Origin of the sequence: Paenibacillus wynnii, from assembly GCF_000757885.1 — a bacterium.
Lineage (GTDB): Bacteria > Bacillota > Bacilli > Paenibacillales > Paenibacillaceae > Paenibacillus_AQ > Paenibacillus_AQ wynnii.
This window is the reverse complement of sequence record NZ_JQCR01000003.1, coordinates 1,044,441-1,063,812: the sequence shown is the minus strand read 5'-3', so window position 1 is coordinate 1,063,812 and position 19,372 is coordinate 1,044,441. Positions and strand designations below refer to the sequence as shown.

The following is a 19,372-nucleotide window of genomic DNA, read 5'->3' as shown; positions in this document are numbered from 1 at the left end:
TATGTCTGTGATTGTGGAAAACCCCTTATGTATCAATGGTTTTTATATAGTGTCATACATTTTATATGTCTTTTTCAGATATCAAAATTATAAGTTCCAAGGTTTCGCGCTCCTTTCGCGCTCCGGCTCTGCTCCGCCGAGATCTTCCGATGAACGAAAAAGCAGCTGATCCGAAGGATCAGCTGCGGCCATTTTTTCTCCTCTGATTCACTTATTATGATATTTATGTTGGACTGAATGTCCGCTTGCAGGAATGCCTTTAAACTTCTTCATTTCCTGTCAACTGCAGAAAAATAGGCTCTTCTGTATGGCGCGCAATGACCGTAAATGTTAAGAAAGAACAGCATTTTCGCTCCATGCTTACCCATTCATTGATAAGCCGCAGCGTTTCCGCATCTCCAGGAAATTGATATTGATATCCGTTTTCAAGCTCGGAAATGCTGATCCTTCTTGTTTCAAGCCCTCCCCAGATACTTTTGCACTCCACGCGTTGTTCCCTTGTAAATACAGAATGACAGCATGCCACCGGTATATCTTTTTCCATATCTCTTATGCTCCTTTCGTCTTGCAAGAGTTGCAACCACATCCTGTTGACATACAAGTGGATCCATTTGTTTTTCGTCTATGATAAATCATGATGGCAACTACGATGAATATAAGCGCGACACCAGCAATAACAAACGGATTCAAAAAGAAGGATATATCCCTATAACAGCTAGACCTCCAATAAGCGGCAGCGCACAGCATAAAGCGCATGCCCCTAATATTCCAAGACCGGCAAGCCAACTGCCCTTTTTCATTTACATCACCTTCCAAGAAAGTTATAATGCAATCACCTCTTGACTTAAAGCTAACTTTAAGTCAAGAGGTGATTGTTATAGCTGGATTGTGTATTGGTCAGCTCGCGGCAAAGGCAGAGATTAATGCCTCGACGGTAGCGATTGTGAAGTAAAGACGTAAGTAATATATTTATTAATTTGAATTTATTGGGTTTTTACTCGCATTGATAACTCCCAATTTAAGGAGGAAATATAAAGTGAGTAGATTTAATAATAAGCAAGGAATTTTTGAAAGGTTATTGATATAATAGAAAGGTGGGAGATTTTTGATAGAAACAAAACGTCTTATAATTAGAGAAATGGTGCAGTCCGATTATGATGCATTGTGCGGAATATTGTGTGATGAGGAAGTAATGCGTGCTGCTTATGAGAGTGCATTCAACTTAGAAGAAGCACAAAATTGGCTTAACAGACATCTTAAAAGATATGAAGAGTATGGTTTTGGACTTTGGGCTGTTGTATTAAAAGAAACAAACGAAATGATTGGTCAATGTGGCTTGACAATGCAAGGCTGGAGAGAAAAAGAAATTTTGGAAATAGGATTTTTGTTTCAAAAAGCGTATTGGCACAAAGGTTACGCAACAGAAGCGGCAATTGCTTGCAAGGAATACGCTTTCTCAGTTCTTAATGCAAATAGGGTTTATTCTATTATTAGGGACACAAATATAGCCTCTCAAAAAGTTGCTGTTCGAAACGGTATGAATATTATTGATAAAGATACTAAGATTTTTAGGAATATAGATATGGAATTTTTTCTGTATTCTGTAGAGCGAACAAATTTAGCTTAATTCCAGCACTCATAGTAATCATACTAGGAGGGATAAAATATTAAGTTTAAAGAAAGTTTTGCCAGTATTTCCAACAGTTTTCCTAATCTTTACGAGTGTTGTGTCAGCCAAAGAGAGTTCCGATCCTAAGAGTAAAGATTATAATGATTTTCATCGAATTCACGCGATTATTGTTGAAAATGGTTGGGGATATTTAAATGAAGAAAATCTTTTACAAATTACTGCTACCGCGGACGATCTTACTATTTCTGCAGAGGTATATTCAGAGTACTTAACTGACATGAAGTCATCTGCTACTATTTATTAGAGTCCTGGTAGATACTTAGTTGGGTGGGGTTCGGAAAGACCAAAAGAAACCATATGGAGTTTTACTCACATGTGGTCAAATTGTTCTCTCTACAGCGGTGTATCACATAGCCACTACATAACAGATTGAAAAATGTCTAGTATACATTCGTAAATACTTTAAACTTCCTCATTCTGAAGCGCTTTTCCAAAAATCTCTCTCATCCTTACTCTCATCTTACTAAGATAAGTCATAAAGATATTTCTTTCATCTTCTGTAACATATTTTGCTTGAGTATCAATCTGTGTATAGATAAGAAATAGAAGAGCTACCATCTCTTTTTCAACATTCTTTTCGTTATAAAGCAAACTTTGTAATTCATCCATTAGTTTAAATAGTTCACTAAACGCTACCTCGTTGATGACTTTCCTTCTTAAGGGCACAATTATTTCGGTAGCTACTGCATCAAGCAATTGAATGATCTCCTCAATTCTATTATCCATACACTCCACCCCTTTTCTACAAAATTAATTAGTAAATATAACTCCAACAATTGCACTTTGAGGAACACAATATTTAATTAATACTTCTTGATCTCTAAAGGCTAAATTATATGCACGAGTACCAGGCTTTAAGCTCACTACCGGATACATTTTTTTCCTTGTGTGTGTATTCTATAGGTGTTGTTGATTGACACAAAGTTCCCTACTAAACGCTTTATTCGTTAAAAATTCTAAGAATTGAGTAGATCTGATTTAGGTCAGTAAGCATCTTTGTGTAACAGTTTTTTACTACTACACCTTACGTATCGATTTTATTAACTGCAATTCGCATCTCTTCAATAGAATGGGACAACGCTTTGCTATCAACTGGATCTGTACTGATTTACTCATAGCCAGTATCAAAAAGGGATAGATCGGCTGCTTAAAATAAAATCGTGTTGTGTGAATTTCTTTATATTATTCTTTTACTTTTGTAAGTACACCATCTTTATTTACATATTTTCTTTTTTCATTTTTTCCATTTTATTCACTATCTCTTCTTCCAAGTTAATTCCTAGAAGTTCCGATAGTCCTATTAAGTAAAGTGCAACATCAGCCAATTCTTCTCCCAAATCGTCTTTCTTTTTCAGATAAGCTTCGCAAGCTTCTGATAATTCGCCATATATAAAACAAAATTCTTGAAAAATATCAGTAACATTAAATCCTTTCGCAATTTTATTCTGATAAACTCTTTTTTGTAACTGTAATAAATCAATCATTTTATTCACCTATCCTATATATAATTTTTATTTGCAATAGAGCATACAAGGCTGCCTATTAAGTTCTCCGTATAGCAATGATTTCAGTGAAGAAGAGCGTGTTCCCTTCCTCAATGACCCCCGAAGGAAGTGAGTTGCATTATTCATTTCTAAGTTTTTCGTGCAACAAGTTGTAAACTATTAGCATCATAAATATTAATTTCATCTCCAAAACATTTAAGGACATCCTTTAATCAATTTTTAAGTAATGTAAACTGCGTTTTTTCCAACGCTATATGATGATGATAAGTGCTGCATAACCGTCTGCATTAAACGTCCTTAACCCATAATACAATTTGTTGTTTATATCAACAAATCCATATTTCGCAGCTATCTCGGCTGTATTTTTACACATCTCTCAGTGTACTCCCGTAAAGCGAATAAAATGAAATATAATCCTTTTTATTGCAAACTAAATTATTTAATGTAAATAAATGGATTTTATGAATTACATTATAAACTATACAATCTCTTTTATATATGGCTCAAATTTCGGATAGGTGTACTATATTTCGGTTACTAATTTTTTAATAACAATTCCCCTTTTTCGCTATGGAGTGTTCGCTCTCTATAGGGAATCCCTTTGACAACTTCTTCATCACAAGTTATTTCGGAGATATCGGTTTATAATGCTGAGAGAACCTATGACTATTATCTCCAGCGTTTTGGCCGCAACAGTCTGGACAACAACGGGTTACAGATCCGCTCCACGGTCCATTACAACACTTCCTATAACAACGCCTTCTGAAATGGAGCTCAAATTGTTTTCGGCGACGGGAATGGGTCTACCTTTAACCTGCTATCCGGTTATTAGGATGTAGTGGGCCACGAATTGACCCATGGAGTGATTGTGAACACATCCAATCTTGAATACATGATGAATTTGGGGCACTGAATGAATCCTTCTCCGACATTTGGCGGAAATACTTTTCCTCAGGCGCTCACGATAAAAAACTTGATGCAGAAAACTCAGATTCTTATCCTTCTGATTTTAATAATATAAAAGTTTTCTTTGCTGGAGCAGATAAAGTGCTCGATGAATTGGCTGATTTCTCAATTCCTGCGGTCACACACCACTTGCTTCAATCGCTAGAGTTCTTAATACCAGTGGATCCGATTGAAGTTTTCAAACGTATAGTTCGCACAATACATGCTGGTCAAAATGGCAGATATCAATTTAAGTCGATGACTTGTCAAACTCGTAGAGCGTTATCTGGCAGAATATCGTGTTATCTTCCGTGATAATCCTGCTTATCTTGAATCACTAATAAAGGTACTAAAGGTACTCGACATATTTGTTAAAGATGGTTGGCCAAGTGCACATAGATTAACTTATCGTATGGAAGAGGTATTTAGATAAGATTAAACTTCATTGCTGTGAATTCTGCAAAAAGAGAGCTGATAATATGAAGAATGTGTAGTGAAAAAGCGGACTGCCTCAGTGAATTTTTACCAAAGACAGTCCGCTTACTTATTATAATTTCTTAATCCATAGGCAAGGTATCGACTACGTGCCACTTTAAATCGAGCAGAATCGGAGGATAGTAAATTGGCTGCATCCAGTTGTAGCTGCCGTCAGCTTGAAGACTTCCTAGTCGGACTGTCCCATCGGGTGCATGCTGCAGCCTCCACTTACCGCTTGCGCAGCCTTCTCCATTTAATATCCGACGTTCATCCTCCTGAAATGAAAATTCATCCCTCTTATTGCACTCTACAGCCGTCAGCATTTCTTGATACCGGCGATCCAGATCCGCTTCTGCATCCACTCTTGATTCGGAGTTCCACAGTAGCTCAAAGGAAAACCCCTTCAATCCATTTTTTCCAACCGCCTCTTTAAATACGTCTGAGACATATACACGTCGACGTCTGTATTCAGGAATCTAAAAATCGGATAATCGTGGATGACTTCAATTTTAAATGCGTACCTACTTACATTTTTAACGAAGTTTGGGTGTCCTTCTACGAACTCTATTTCGGAATGTTTGTAATCTAGTCCATCTAAAAGCGAAATGACATTGACTGCATAGAAGTTCTTGATCGGATGTTGCAATGGTAGCAACTCAACATTGGAATTCAAATAAGGAGCAAGTACTTGAACGGCACGATCGCTAAAAATTGGGTAGTTACTACCAACTCCGGTGCAGTCACAGGCTTTACGAGATCGGTAGGTTTCAAATTGCACGCTCCCCCATTTGCTCCTATGACTGCACCATTAAAATTAGGATCGAAGTATTGATTAAAATCATTTGGATTTGGAAAAGTAAAAGAATCATAATTATCACTTTCGTAACCCCATTGCCAGATTTTCATTGCCTTCCTCCAAATTTTTTATTGGACTCTCCCTAGCGAAATCTTACCTTCAATTAATTTTTATGAGGACAAATTCATAATCGGATTCAAGTCTGGACTGGCAGTTAATATTGAAGAATAGATGGAAAAATAAAAGGCACTCTACAAAGTTAATGTAGGGTGCCTAGCTATATTACGTATCTACGTCACATGGCGGGTATGAGACAGCTCCAGTCTTCCTCGTCCAAAGTGCCTTCAAACTGATATGCAGGACGATAATACCCTTTTGTATCATAAACATAGGTGAGACTGTAATTGTCAATGCTAAGCAGATAATCTTCTTTTAGGTCATTGTATTGCTCGAAATTGCCCCTTTTCACTTGCTCAAAGGCTTCCATTGGTGAAATGATATCCACATTTCGAACATAGGAAAAATCAACCATTGCATAGAACATCGATTGGGGAACCACCAAATCATCAGAAATCTGCACCATGATAATACCGCCGGAATAGCTGCTGTTTCTTAGGTGAATATCATTGGGGGCCTCTTTGTCCCATCGGAGTGTGTCCTTGTTTTGTACACTGAATTCTGAATCTGACGGCATAAGTTCGCTTTCAATAAACCACTTTTCAATGATTTGCCGTTGATTTCGCAAGGTTTCTTCTTTCGGGAGTTTTTCTGAGTGTTCATTTTTCGTTAGTGTCCAGCTTCCGTCAGACAAAGAGAAGGTAAAATAATACTCTAATCCTAAATCATCTCTTAGAGAATAAACTCGATTACTGCCATCAATGCGTCTGGCTCCAATCTGATCCAGTAGGAATTGCTCCTTTACAATAGATAGTACCTTTTCGCCGTATTCAACATTATGGATATTCTTATTGTAATACATTGCTACCGGCTCAGCTGTTTCAGGTAAATCTAAGTTAATCTGGATTTTGCCCTCGGATGTATCTTGAGGAATAGCAGGGCGTATAGGAAGATTGCCAAGCTCTTTTGCGTGGTAAACAATGGCGGCACCAGAAAATATAACGGTGAAAACAAGCGGTATTACAAGCACTCCAAGTAAAGGCTTTACTGTTAACTTCTTTCGTTCTATACATGAAAGGATTGCAGCAACAAGTAAATATCCGGCTATGCTCCCGATTGTGTTATGGAAAATATCATTCAGTTCGAAAATACCAGTCCCTGTAAGCATTTGTGTAGTTTCTACAAAAACGGTGACTAAAATGGTGGTGATTAAAACGGGTGTAAAGCGACGCAAACGTTTCCCTAACATGGGAAGCAAAAAACCTAAAGGCATAAACATCAGCATATTAAAGATAATAAGCTGTAATTCGCTTAAAGACCATTTATTCCATGCATTGACGTAGTCACTAAAAAGCGTGAAATTAATCCAACCTTTGAAATTTGCACCTCGGCTGAACATAGTTAACCCTAAGACTACACTAAGCCAGGTGATAAGCAAGAAAAAAGCGGCAAATTGCATTTTAGTGACAGTATACTTGCCGCCCCTTTTTCTGTAGAATCGGTATCCTAAGAGAGCACCGCCAATGAATATGACCGCCGCAATTAGTGCCACCAAAGCATAGGGCGCAACTCTTGATATTATACTTATTAAATCCATATTCTGTAAACCTCCTGAAATTTCATCATTCTCTATGTTTTCAATTAGCCAATCTGGCACTTCGCTGCTACCGGTATATTCCCCTCTCTATTACCAAGTTGTTAAGCTAAATGCTCTCCTGCTTTAATGCATCAATAATATTTTCTTTTTTCATTTTGGAGCTGGAGTAGAGCATGGCTGAACCAACGATGATAAATACAGCTACAATGACATATAGAATATTTACCAAAGGTAAAGCGAATTTATAGTCAAAACTATTCATCAACGATCTGTGAATGAGATACATGATGATGATGCTTGTGGGCAATCCATAGAGCAAGGATTTGACTCCATAAAATATACTTTCATAATGAATCATCTTATTAAATCCTTTTGGGGTCAGCCCTACTGATTTAAGCATGGCAAACTCTCTTTTTCTAAGTGATATACTCGTTGATATGGTATTGTAAATATTCGCTATGGAAATAGCTGTAATCAAGGCAATGAATCCATAGGTAAATACCGACATTAACATGATGGTTTGTTCTTGTCGCTGATTATATTTATACACATTGTTAACGATTATATTTTCCGATTTTAATTTTTCAATTTCCTGTTGCGTGTTCATCGGATCTTTACTATTTAAGTAAAGATAGGTCTCAGGCCCGACAATCATTTGTTTAACAACTAATTTATCCAAGACAGCATTAGAGACTACGATATCTAATTCACCTATTCCTGCTGTTGTAACTCCCATGGGGAAAACGTCTGTTAAAGCAGCAATATTAACTTTATTTAGCTGCGTTTCTTCTTTCTTTTCCCAATCTATATACATTAAATCGAGATTTCTTCCTGCTTTCGTAAGCACAGCCTTAGTTTCTATATATTTCCCATCTTCACTTCTTTGACGAGTAACTGTATCAATGACAATTGCAGATAGATTCGTAGTGTCTTCGAGCATCTTGTAGTCTGCACCTACGATTTCAGCATAGGCTTTCAGATCTTGTTTCTCTAATGCATGAACGTTAATCTGATAGAGGTAATTTCCATTCTTGAACATACTCGATTCATCATTCACCATTACTTTAAAATCTTCCGTGGTTGAATTTTTATCGATCCAAGAATTCACAATGAGTTCCTTAACTTGGCTATACTTTGTTACCTCTTTCAAGGAAGCAATATGCTTCAAATGCTGTGATAATAGTTCGGATTTTTCTCCTCTAAAGATGACCTGAATATCGTAGCTTAAATTATCTTGTGTAAGCTGTAATGACTTCTGTAAGTTAGAAGTAAAGAAGGATACAGCTAGAAATAGGATGATACTGAGCACGAGAGAGAATACCGTAGCTTGATATCTACGTTTATTTCTTTTCAAGTTTTTTAAGCCAATTTCTGCTTCTATCCCAAAGATTTTACGAATTAATTTTGATGTTCTGACCGTTTTCCCAGTCAGCCTAACATCTGTCGTTTGGCGAATAGCGTCAATTGCAGAAATCTTGGATGCTTTTACCGCCGGTAGATACGTTGAAATGAAGATGGTTACTATTGAAACAACACAAGTAATCAAGACCGATACAGGTGTAACAATCACCGTTAATCTCTCAGTGACTCCTAATGCATCTTGTATCTTAGAATTAATTAGCCAAAAGGTAATGGCAATTCCCACAAGACCACTAACGATCCCAATGGGGATACTAATCATTCCAATAACGAATCCCTCGAAATAAACTGAATTTCGCTTCTGTCGCTTAGTAGCTCCTACACTTGCGAGCATTCCTAAATGACGGGAACGTTCTGATACGGAAATGGCAAAAGCATTATAAATGAGAGACACTGAACCTATAATAATGACAGTCATAATAATGAATGTTAAAAAAAATAGTGTACTACGTAGTCCATCATTATCAGTAACACCATAGAAACGGAGTAAACCATTATTAAATTCAATGTCCTTTGTATCTATGTTGCTCTGTTTGGCTAATTCACGAATATGAATAAACAAGGCAGTATCCAATTTCTTTACCTGAATACTTGCATTGACTGTCTCACTTGCCGTAATTAAGCTTTCATCTACATATGACAATACGGTGTAACCCGGTGAGTTGGTTGGCTCCCATATGGGCCTTGTAATCATCCCAACAATAATATAACTTGCCTTTTTTTTATTCATTAATGATTCAATGATCTGACCTTGATCTTTCTGCAATGAGTCCCTCTGAGTAAGTGGGTATTCGCTAATTTCTTGAAATCTTTCACCAGCATCAACGGATAAAGAATCACCAATCTTATAATTCACTTTGGCATTATTGATAATCTCTTCAGAAATAACCACTTCATTGGCTGCTTGCGGAAGACGTCCTTTACTGAGCTTAATTGGAAAATATTTAAAACTTTCATCATTATACTCCCTAATAAATAAATAAGGTTTATTTTGATTTTGTCCGCCCTCTAATGAGGAATATCCAACGTCTCTTGAAATCATAAGCGTCTTTGTTAATTTATCTTTTTCTATAGCTAGGAGCTGACCCTTGTTCACATTCTTAAATTGAACATGCCATTCCCCTTCATTTGCGATGTTTTGCTTTTGCATCAATCCCATAAAAGAGGTACTAAGAGTGGATACTGCCATCAACATAGCTACTGAAATAACGACTCCGATTATGGTGATAAGCGTGCGTCTCTTATTCTGCTTCAAATGTCTAAGCGTTAGTAGATTGACTATATTCACGGAGTAATCACCTCATCATTTGCAATCCTTCCGTCTTGTATAGAGATGATTCTATCTGCCTGTAGTGCAATCCGTTCATCATGTGTAATGACAACTAGGGTTTGTTTAAACGACTTGTTAAACATTTTTAACAGATCAATGATTTCACTACTATTCTTACTATCTAGATTTCCGGTTGGCTCGTCGGCTAGCATGATAGCTGGATGACAAACGAGTGCTCTACCGATCGAGACCCTCTGCTGTTGACCACCCGAAAGTTGGTTTGGCAAATGGTTTAAGCGATTTTGTAAATTTAGGGTGTCCACAATATGATTGAACTGAACAGGGTCTACTTTATGTCCGTCAAGTAAAAGAGGTAGTGTAATATTCTCCTCGACGGTTAAGACTGGAATAAGGTTATAGAATTGATAGATCAAGCCGATTTGTCTGCGCCTGAAGATAGCAAGTTGTGTTTCATTCATTTGGTATATATCCGTATGATCTACCCATACTTTTCCACTTGTAGGTATGTCTACACCGCCGAGCATGTGTAATAGCGTTGATTTCCCAGATCCCGATGGACCGATAATAGCGACAAACTCACCTTTCTTTACAGTAAAAGATACATCATCTAGTGCTTTTACTGCTGTATCCCCTTTTCCATACACTTTAGACAGATTCTCTATCTTCAAAATCTCCAAGAGATAACCTCCATATTGTTGTTGATAGGTTTATCATATCCCTCTAAAATGACTTTCCAGTGACTGTAAAGTGACAGTTTAGTCACATAAGAATACGTGATCTATTTATAGAACTTAATCTGAAAATATGTACCCTTACCCGGGTCACTCCTTACGACGATAACCCCGTTTTGTTTGGTGATAATCATATGTGCCATCGCTAGACCAATCCCGATGCTACTTTCATTTTCACCCTTTCCTTTATAGAATCGTTTGAATATATAAGGCAAATCTCCCTTCGGAATTCCTTTCCCGTTGTCCTTTATGTTAATTTCTGTAAACAGCGCATTTTCTGAAAAAGAAATATCGATCATTCCTCCTTCATGAGTGTGCTCTACAGCATTTTTTAGAATATTAATGATGGCTTCCGATGTCCAATTCACATCTCCCAGGAAGGTAACGGTGTCCTCCCCTTGAATCCTAATTGTTTGTTGTTTAATATCAATGGGTATGAGTACAGGCTCTAAAGATTTTTGAATAAGCTGATTTACAATTATTTGTTGTTTCTTGAATAGCACAGTGTCGGCATCCATTTTTGACATTTTTAACAGAGAAGAAACCAGCCATTCCATACGTTCTAGTTGAATTACAATATTGCGTGTAAATTCTGTTCTCTTCTCAGGAGGTAGATGGTCATCACTTAACAAATCTGCCATGACCATCATTGACGTAAGCGGAGTTTTTAATTGGTGTGATATATCAGAAATTGCATCCGTGAGATGGATCTTTTCTTTTTTCAAAAGTGTGCTCTGTTCTAATAACATGATCGTTACTTTAAAGATGTCATTCTTTAGAATACTAAGTTCTCCTTCTTGATTATCACGAACATCAAGAGTATAATCGCCACTGCTAATCTGACGTAAATAATTAGAGAGTTTCTCAATCTCACGGTATCTCCAGGTAGTAAACAGGATGCTACAAACGATGAATACAACAGAAGTGATGAGAGTGAAGACCATTGCAACGAACGAGAAAAATGACGCTATAACAAGTAATACAAGACTGGTCGTACACATCGTTAATATTAGAATGCGAATTTCACGATTACGTAACATGCAAATCACCCACCTTATAGCCTAAACCACGCACGGTTATAATGATCGTCGGATTTTTCGGATCTTCCTCACATTTTTCCCGTAGTCTCTTTATATAAACGGTTAGTGTATTATCGTTCACGAAATCTCCAGCTACATCCCAAATTTGCTGCAACAATTGGTTTCTTGAGAGTACTTGTCCGATATGACTGGCAAAGATCAGCAATAAGCGATATTCTAACGCAGTCAATAGAATTTCTTTACCCTTTTTATAAACCTTACCTTCAAGAGTATTAATCATAATATCCTGTATCTCCAGCATTGTCTTTGGCTGATTTTGTTTATCATATCTGCGCAGTACCGAATTAATTCTTGATAAAAGCTCACGAATCCTAAAGGGCTTTGTAATATAATCATCCGCTCCCATATCAAGTCCCATCACAACATTGACCTCATCATCCACTGCTGTTAAGAAAATAACCGGAATATCACTTCGCTCTTTCACCATAGTACACAACTCATAGCCACTTCCATCGGGCAGAGACAAATCAAATAAGCATAGTGTTAATTCATCTAATTGTTCTACGATCACCTTCTTGGCAGATATAACATTGTAGCAAAGAACGGTATTGAAATGTTCTTGTTCCAGCGAATACACTAATCCAGATGCAATCGTCCTATCATCTTCTACAAGTAGTATTTTCATAAATAATCACCCTAACTTTAGTTTATTAATTTGTACTTCTTTACAGAAAACACCCCTTTTGTTTGGTATCATTGAAGTGTCGAAGCAACCATGCAAACAAAGAAGGAAAGGTGTGTAACCCTATGGTACAATGAAATATATCTTTAATAAGCTAACGACAGTTCAATCAAATCATCAAAATCTCACGATGCGATATACCTTGGTAACGGTAACATGATCTCCTTCCGCTATACCTCTATTTTCGGCGAAAAGAAAACCACATGGAGTTGTTACACTCGCATGTGGTAAACAAGCTCTATTGATTATTCTTCGCTAATGCTTCACAAAGATATCCAACAACATATTCTATTGGCGTATTTAATTCCAAATCATTGTTATCAATTAAGTCACGAATTCCTTTTTCGATTGAACTCCATAAAACGGTGCTTTCAAAACTTTTGTACGGGTGATTCAAAATAGTGTCCCTCCCTAAGTTTTTTTTTTTATTTTTTGGCCCTCCTGGCCAGATTTATTTTCCACCAAAATCATATATGTCCACTTGTATCGCGATAACCTTGATTACCTCTTAGCTTCGTAAATGAACCTGGATGAGTGTTTGGAGTTTGAATCAATATTCCAACATTTGCAAAGTTAGGATCAGATAGTGCAGCATGTCAGATCAAACCCTGCAAAGAAATCTGGGAATCCTGATTCTATTTGATATGCCATGTACTTCTCTAGTTGTTTTTGTCTTAAGCGCGTTTGGGTATTGGAGTCTAGACTTGGCTAGAAATTGGGATTATCTGTAGTTAACCATGCAATATATAGAAAATCATCCTTGTACATTGACCAATAGTTACCTTGATAATGCGCTGCTTCATTGATTGTATTCCCATTGTTACCAAGAAATCCATAAACCTTGCCATTTATCAAAATAGGATGTCCTACAAAATCCTTATCCTTATCAAGATAAAAACTAGTTGAGGAATTACATCCACCCGCATGGGCATTGTTACCTTCGTTTGATACACAATAATGTCCTGTCGGGTCAATATTCGTAAGCGGATTATTATGAACATACGTATAAAAATTCAAACTTAACGAGTTATCAATTTGTCCCTCATACGTATCCTCATTTAAGAACCGCCCAATACTTGGGTCATACCAACGAGCTCTCAAGTATTGCAGATTCGTGGTATCATCCCACAGCTAGCTCTCCGGAATACCTAAACGGATTGAGTACCTGCTCTTCCTTCGAAGTGATGTTCCCCACATATCGTAGCTGTAGCGGTTCAGCATCTCACCTGCTTCACTCCGCAGCTCAACTATGTCTCCATGTCCATTATACAACGTATATGCCTTGCTGCCATTGGCATACTGAATAGCTTCCAGTTGGTTGCCCCAAATATAACTCGCAATCAATGGAGTTGTTTCGGCTATTAATTTTGCCTCGGCAATAATCTGGTCTCCATCGTAGTAATAACGCGTCGTCTCCCCATCTTTTGTGCGACCCAACTAAAAGTCTGTCGCCATCGTAGATGTAGGTGACCGTTTCACCGATCTCATTCGTAGCACTTTTTAGTTGGTCCCGCTCGTTATAGGAGTAAGTGGCTGCAGTAAGCTCCGGTCCCGTATCTTTCATCAGTACACTCCGGTTACCGCGCAATCGTATTCGGATACTTCCGAATTTTCGGTATTCGTAAGTATCCGGTCAAACCAAGAAGCCCGCTCACCGAGCGGGCTTCTTGGTCTTTGTCTTCTTGGTCTTTGTCTTCTTGGTCTTTGTCTTTTTGCTCTTGTTCAACTGCTGGTACTTCCTCCACCATCGTTCGATCAGGCCATGCCAGCGATAGAACAGGGTGCTTCGAGGGGATTCATGGATGACTCCGAAGTCTGGGTCTCCGTAAACCTCCGAGCCGAGGACATGAATGGAGTCGTGGAGCGAGGACGTCAGCAGGAACCGGCCCAGTTCATCCGAGGACTTGAACGAGCCCAGACGCTCCACGATACGGTCCTCGGCTTCCTGCAGCTGGCTGTCCCAGCCGGAGATGGCTTTGACAGCCGATGGGATCTGGGACCACGGCGTCACTCTTTGAAGATTGAGCCCCTGGGCCTTATACCATCGCAGGGCTTTTCTCAAAAAACTTCGATGAAACCGAAGGAACGAAATGCCGTCGCCCAGACGCACGTCCCGATTCATATGGCTCATATGCCATCGGGCATGCTCATCCATAAGCCTTTGGGGAAAATTGGGGATCTTCGCCATATGCTTCATCCTCTTTCTGAATATACATTCGTTTCTGCATTTTCATCATTTTCATATGGGTGCTTCTTTTTATGTATATGTCAGCACGCTGGCGTTGGCTTGGGCGATAGCCCCCTCCCCAGTTGTCCCCCTACTCCACTTCCAGCGACGTACTTAATTAAGCACATTCGAAGGAGCACCCAACATTTGACCGTTAGGTGAGAGAGGCTGACGGTTGATTCCTTCGTTTATGACTATCGCTTTAATACAATCAAGATATGCCTCTTCGTTCTCATATTCATTCATCAATAAAAGCTCACTTTAGTGGCAATAGATACATGTTCATGTCCTCTTACAAATGGTAACACATATTAAAAAAAGTACTTATCTATCATGATCAAGCCCCCATTTGGTAGACATAAAAAAAACCTAAGTTGCGAATTGGCATCGGTACTCTACCGGTTTAGTTTACGTCACGGCCTTAAAAGATGAATTCTTGTTCAAGTCATAAATAAGATGAGGAGGGATGGGCTGAAGTCGAGTATTATCGTGATATCTCTGTTGCTAACCGGTATGTTATATGTTCGGAAGTGCGGTATTTAGTGAAGATTGATTCACGAGCACCAACATAGCACCCATTATTAATATGGCGATGATAACATTGTTCCTTTAGGTGCCTTTTCCATTTCATTTTCCTCCATATATCTCTTCTTTAGTTTTGATTGAATTTTGATTTTGGCTTCCTTAGGTTTGATCGGCATAACGCCACCAGGTGAGAGTGCCTATAATGCCAATCCCACCGGTTAAAAATGGAAGGATGAGACTCAGAGCCTGTAAATGTGAATTGACCTCCCCCGAAGCGCCGCTGAGCATCGCAGGAACTGCCCATGGAATATATTCACCGATACCCATGCTCCCGCCGAGATTAGCAACCACCATGGTAAGCACGACAAATCCCAGAGGGGAAAGATAACCGCGCCCAACACTGGCGATCCAGGCTACCGGTATGCATAAACAGATAAACATAAAAGCGAGCAATGCATACCCTGCAAAGCTTTGGCCCATGACCTCAAGACTCCAGCCATCCAACTGGACGATCCTTGCGGTTAACCCTCCAACACTGTACATAAGCACGGCCAGTACCATACACCAAACTGTAGCAACAATCAATTTAGCGGCTACCACTCCGTAACGGGAAAGCGGAAGTGCCAGCAAATCCTTGATCGTGCGGTCTGAATATTCCCGCCCAAATATCCAACTATACACAAAACCAAATCCGATCAATCCCCCGATCGAAATAGTAGTACCAAGCTGATTCATGAAGCCTGACGCATCCGTTTCCCCCTCAAAAGTGTTCTGGGAGCCAATTAAGCCAGAAAAGGTGAGCCCGAGCATGACCGGCAGCAGCGTGCTGGCGAGCATCGAAATCCACAATAGTTTAGAGCGGGAAATTTTCAAGGTTTCCGTCCATATGGCCGATAGCAATTGATTCATCCTTTTATTCCTCCCTTGGTCTCAATCATTCTAAGAAAGTAACCTTCCAGATCCTCTTCTTGGACATTTAACAGGATGGGCAGCATCTGCGCATCCGTAAGTAGTTTGGAGATATACTCTGGATTCGCAATAGCGTGATCTTCAAGGAGTAGCAATGGTCCATCCTCGGACAACTTCACGTCATAACCTGCCTGAGTCAATTTAATCCGGGTAGCATCGGGATTCCGGGTTTGTACAAGGAGACGTTTCCGGAGTAAATGCTGCAATTCCCTAACGTCCGTTTCCTGAAGCAATATTCCATGATGAACTATTCCAATCCGCGTCGTCAGCTTGGAAACCTCGCCCAGAATGTGGCTCGAGATAAAAATCGTTACGCCGTGATTGAGAGCCAACTCGCGGAGCAGTTGCCGTACCTCTACAATTCCTGCCGGATCAAGTCCATTGGTAGGCTCATCCAGAATCAGAACTTTCGGATTGTGCAACAGCGCTTTGGCTAAACCTAGCCGTTGTCCGTTGCCAAGTGACAAACTACCGGCTTTACGATCCCGGTAGGAGGTAAGCTGAAGTTTATCCATTACGGAATCGATGGCACCACAATCAGGTATGCCCCGCAGACGGCGGATGATCTCCAGGTTCTCCAGAACGGTAAGTTCAGGATAAGAATAGGGTGTTTCCACCATGTATCCAACGTTTGCCCACAGTGTATGGCTGCCAGCATCCACACGTTGTCCGAATAAATAGGAAGCCCCGGAATCTGGCCGGATCATGCCTAGCAGCATGCGAATCGTTGTCGTCTTGCCCGCACCGTTCAATCCCAGAAATCCGTAGATTTCGCCTTTGTCAACATGCAATGAAAGTCCATGAACAGCTTGATTACTCCCAAAATGTTTAGTTAGGTCTTCTGTACGAATAATCTCATTCATCTTAATCCCCCTATAAAACTAACTAGTTATTTATATTATGAGAAAAAAAGCAGCCATCCTTTACAGCGAAGATGGCTCCATGACACCATAAATTACGAATTTTGCAATCTGCTCAATTGTCCGCTCTCTCATCTGCGGCGAGTCTAGTTTGCCCAACACATTCTCATACCGGGAAAACGATTGAATGGTAGCTGTGATCACATTCATAACCAAAATTGGAAACATGGCCGGATCGAAATCCTGCCGGAGGATGCCATTCCGCTTGGCTGCTATGGCAAGCTCATGCAATTGGGTAATATCGTCAGGACGGTAAGTGATTTGATTCCATGTCTTCCACTCCTCCGCGGCTTCCCAGAACAAAATCTTCAAGTAGCGAGGATGCTCCAGCAGAAATCCATACATTTCCCGAGTCATTGTTTCTATAAACTGCCGAAATGCTATAGGGTCAGTTATAAGATGTTCGTTCTTCAACAACTCGGTAATGACAGAGCCTGTAATTTGATCGCCAATCTGATCCGCCCGTTTAACGACTTCTGTATAAAGCCCCAATTTGTCACCAAAATACTGATAGATCAGGCTTTTATTATACCCTGACGCCTTTGCAATACCATCAATTCTTGCTGCTGAATAACCAAGCTCGGCAAATACTTCCTCCGCAGCATCAAGGATAATTCCTTTGGTTCGGGCAGCGTCGTAAGTTCGCGAACTTTTCTTACTCTCTGTTGGTGCTATTAGCTCCACCCCGCTTTTTATAACTAACTGGTTAGATTGTATTGTGATCTTAAAGAGAAGTCAAGTAGAATTAACAAATATGGAACAAATGTAATGAATGAACCTTTCTCCATAAACTCTTACTTTACTTCTTTCATAATCTTCTCCTGTCCTAATCTGACAATGATAAATTTCTAAAGGCTGAGCCCAACAAGAAATGAACTATGTTTACTTTACAATAAAGAGACACTACCATGTTCCTAAATAATAAAAATTTTACAGCAAAACACTCTGTGAAATTCCGGAGTCATGGAATTCACAGGGTGTTTTTCATTTTAGTACTATACGTCAACTGTTCTATCTGATTTGGGTTCCTTCAAAAACAGATCCTACACATTCTCAATCGTACTAATGTCGATCACAAAACGATACCGGACATCCGAAGCTAATACGCGTTCCCATGCTTCATCAATCTGATTCGCACTGATAACCTCAATTTCAGGAACGATGCCGTGTTCAGCACAGAAATCAAGCATTTCCTGCGTTTCACGAATTCCGCCAATCATGGATCCGGCAAACGACCGGCGGTGACCGATCAGCGTAAATACATTAACGGACAACGGCTCCGCAGGTGCGCCTACATTGACAAGCGTACCATCCAGTGCCAGTAAAGAGAGATAAGCGCTCATATCGATCTTAGCACTCACCGTATTAATGATGAGATCGAACGAACCAGCCAATGCTTAAATGTCTCCGGATCACTTGTGGCATAATAATGGTCTGCGCCAAGCTTTAACCCATCTTCTTTTTTCTTCAATGACTGTGATAGAACGGTAACCTCTGCCCCCATGGCATGAGCGAGTTTGACCGCCAAGTGTCCAAGTCCGCCAAGCCCAACAACAGCTATTTTTTTACCAGGAGCAGCTCCCCAGTGGCGCAGAGGTGAGTACGTTGTTATGCCTGCACAGAGTAACGGAGCTGCAGCATCCAGCGCAATGCTATCTGGAATTCGAACCGCAAAATCTTCAGTTACAACGATGTGTGTGGAATAACCACCTTGTGTATATTGGCCATATCTATCAATAGCAGCATAAGTACCCGTCATTCCATTTAGACAATACTGCTCTTCTCCCTTATGGCAATTAGCACACTCTCTACAAGAGTCGGCCATACAGCCTACTCCTACACGGTCCCCAATGCCAAACTTTGTGACTGCGGAACCCATTCGAGTGACAATGCCGGCAATCTCGTGTCCTGGAACAAGTGGATAGTCCACCGGCCCCCATTCACCGTGAGCTGTATGAATGTCAGAGTGGCAAATCCCAGCGTACTTAATCTCAATCAGGATATCATTCGGTTGAAGATCTCTTCGTTCTATAGTGGTCAGTTTAAACAGACCCTCTGGACTAAACGTTGCACTTGCATTAACAGTAATCATAGTAAACCTCCTAGTATTTTTGAATTTATCGTATCCTTCAGGAATAATATCAACGAGCTGGCTAGGAAACGCTGGAGTTAATTCCGGGTCTCCGTTGATAAAACCCTCCACCTTGTTCTTTAACTCCACCATATGGCGTGCCAACAATAATCGCTAGATATGTTAGAGATTTCTCAATATCTTTAGACAAATATATGTCTGCCGCAATTTACCCAAATCAAGCTGAGCTCGGCTATTCAGGCTCTATGGGCTTTTCACAAAAATAAAAAGGAATTCAACTGAGGTCAGT

19 protein-coding genes and 2 pseudogenes are annotated in these 19,372 nt (G+C 39.7%); 2 read left to right on the top strand and 19 right to left on the bottom strand.

The genetic code is table 11. The features are described 5' to 3' along the window. Positions 1-259: 259 nt before the first annotated feature. Entirely contained in the window at positions 260-544 is a 285-nt protein-coding gene (locus PWYN_RS20245; protein ID WP_205622779.1) for a hypothetical protein, read from the bottom strand. Positions 545-1,105: 561 nt separating this feature from the next. Here PWYN_RS20245 and PWYN_RS20240 point away from each other — a divergent pair. Beyond that, positions 1,106-1,627: a GNAT family N-acetyltransferase gene (locus PWYN_RS20240; RefSeq protein ID WP_036655590.1), complete on the top strand. Its 522-nt coding sequence runs from the start codon at positions 1,106-1,108 to the stop codon at positions 1,625-1,627. A 465-nt stretch (positions 1,628-2,092) separates the two neighbouring features. Here PWYN_RS20240 and PWYN_RS20230 read toward each other — a convergent pair whose 3' ends face one another. Then, positions 2,093-2,416 (bottom strand): hypothetical protein, encoded by a 324-nt coding sequence (locus PWYN_RS20230; RefSeq protein ID WP_036655588.1) that lies wholly within the window; start codon positions 2,414-2,416, stop codon positions 2,093-2,095. 491 nt (positions 2,417-2,907) lie between these two features. Beyond that, positions 2,908-3,174: a MazG nucleotide pyrophosphohydrolase domain-containing protein gene (locus PWYN_RS20225; protein WP_036655586.1), complete on the bottom strand. Its 267-nt coding sequence runs from the start codon at positions 3,172-3,174 to the stop codon at positions 2,908-2,910. A 670-nt stretch (positions 3,175-3,844) separates the two neighbouring features. Between PWYN_RS20225 and PWYN_RS30100 the strand changes: the two are divergent. Beyond that, positions 3,845-4,128, top strand: a pseudogene (locus tag PWYN_RS30100) (peptidase M4 family protein); the annotation flags it as partial. A gap of 569 nt (positions 4,129-4,697) precedes the next feature. Here PWYN_RS30100 and PWYN_RS20220 read toward each other — a convergent pair. The 16 genes and pseudogenes from PWYN_RS20220 to PWYN_RS20150 all read right to left on the bottom strand — a co-directional run bounded on the left by PWYN_RS20220 (position 4,698) and on the right by PWYN_RS20150 (position 19,083). Beyond that, positions 4,698-5,024 carry a hypothetical protein gene (locus tag PWYN_RS20220; RefSeq protein WP_036655584.1) on the bottom strand — a complete coding sequence of 109 codons (327 nt, stop codon included), beginning with the start codon at positions 5,022-5,024 and terminating at the stop codon, positions 4,698-4,700. Further along, positions 5,021-5,395, bottom strand: a complete 375-nt coding sequence (locus PWYN_RS30720; RefSeq protein ID WP_420805791.1) for an imm11 family protein — start codon at positions 5,393-5,395, stop codon at positions 5,021-5,023. Before PWYN_RS30720 ends, PWYN_RS20220 begins: the two co-directional genes overlap by 4 nt. Beyond that, entirely contained in the window at positions 5,287-5,523 is a 237-nt protein-coding gene (locus PWYN_RS20210) for a hypothetical protein (RefSeq protein ID WP_036655581.1), read from the bottom strand. The genes PWYN_RS30720 and PWYN_RS20210 overlap by 109 nt, the downstream gene beginning before the upstream one ends. Positions 5,524-5,708: 185 nt before the next feature. Next, the gene (locus PWYN_RS20205; protein ID WP_036655580.1) at positions 5,709-7,127 is read right to left on the bottom strand and encodes a VanZ family protein; all 1,419 of its coding nucleotides are present in this window, start codon (positions 7,125-7,127) and stop codon (positions 5,709-5,711) included. A 106-nt stretch (positions 7,128-7,233) separates the two neighbouring features. After that, entirely contained in the window at positions 7,234-9,834 is a 2,601-nt protein-coding gene (locus PWYN_RS20200) for an ABC transporter permease (RefSeq protein ID WP_036655578.1), read from the bottom strand. Next, positions 9,831-10,514 (bottom strand): ABC transporter ATP-binding protein, encoded by a 684-nt coding sequence (locus tag PWYN_RS20195; RefSeq protein WP_036655576.1) that lies wholly within the window; start codon positions 10,512-10,514, stop codon positions 9,831-9,833. Before PWYN_RS20195 ends, PWYN_RS20200 begins: the two co-directional genes overlap by 4 nt. 101 nt (positions 10,515-10,615) lie before the next feature. Then, on the bottom strand, positions 10,616-11,608 hold the full coding sequence (locus PWYN_RS20190; protein ID WP_036655575.1) for a sensor histidine kinase: 993 nt from the start codon (positions 11,606-11,608) through the stop codon (positions 10,616-10,618). Then, a complete protein-coding gene (locus tag PWYN_RS20185) occupies positions 11,598-12,293 on the bottom strand; it encodes a response regulator transcription factor (RefSeq protein ID WP_036655574.1) in 696 nt (231 codons plus the stop codon). The genes PWYN_RS20190 and PWYN_RS20185 overlap by 11 nt, the downstream gene beginning before the upstream one ends. A 295-nt stretch (positions 12,294-12,588) precedes the next feature. After that, the gene (locus PWYN_RS29655) at positions 12,589-12,747 is read right to left on the bottom strand and encodes a hypothetical protein (RefSeq protein ID WP_169744136.1); all 159 of its coding nucleotides are present in this window, start codon (positions 12,745-12,747) and stop codon (positions 12,589-12,591) included. 311 nt (positions 12,748-13,058) lie between these two features. Continuing rightward, complete coding sequence (locus tag PWYN_RS30095; protein ID WP_240479799.1) at positions 13,059-13,451, bottom strand: RHS repeat-associated core domain-containing protein; 393 nt, start codon at positions 13,449-13,451, stop codon at positions 13,059-13,061. Between the two features lie 30 nt (positions 13,452-13,481). Continuing rightward, entirely contained in the window at positions 13,482-13,787 is a 306-nt protein-coding gene (locus PWYN_RS30090; RefSeq protein WP_036655572.1) for a hypothetical protein, read from the bottom strand. 214 nt (positions 13,788-14,001) lie between these two features. Beyond that, positions 14,002-14,538, bottom strand: coding sequence for a hypothetical protein (locus PWYN_RS20170; protein WP_205622778.1), 537 nt, complete (start codon positions 14,536-14,538; stop codon positions 14,002-14,004). A 723-nt stretch (positions 14,539-15,261) separates the two neighbouring features. Continuing rightward, the gene (locus PWYN_RS20165) at positions 15,262-16,011 is read right to left on the bottom strand and encodes an ABC transporter permease (protein ID WP_036655570.1); all 750 of its coding nucleotides are present in this window, start codon (positions 16,009-16,011) and stop codon (positions 15,262-15,264) included. Further along, a complete protein-coding gene (locus PWYN_RS20160; RefSeq protein WP_036655567.1) occupies positions 16,008-16,934 on the bottom strand; it encodes an ABC transporter ATP-binding protein in 927 nt (308 codons plus the stop codon). Before PWYN_RS20160 ends, PWYN_RS20165 begins: the two co-directional genes overlap by 4 nt. A 60-nt stretch (positions 16,935-16,994) precedes the next feature. Next, on the bottom strand, positions 16,995-17,675 hold the full coding sequence (locus tag PWYN_RS28290; RefSeq protein ID WP_052088212.1) for a TetR/AcrR family transcriptional regulator: 681 nt from the start codon (positions 17,673-17,675) through the stop codon (positions 16,995-16,997). 359 nt (positions 17,676-18,034) lie between these two features. After that, positions 18,035-19,083 (bottom strand): annotated as a pseudogene (locus PWYN_RS20150) (NAD(P)-dependent alcohol dehydrogenase). Positions 19,084-19,372 lie beyond the last annotated feature (289 nt).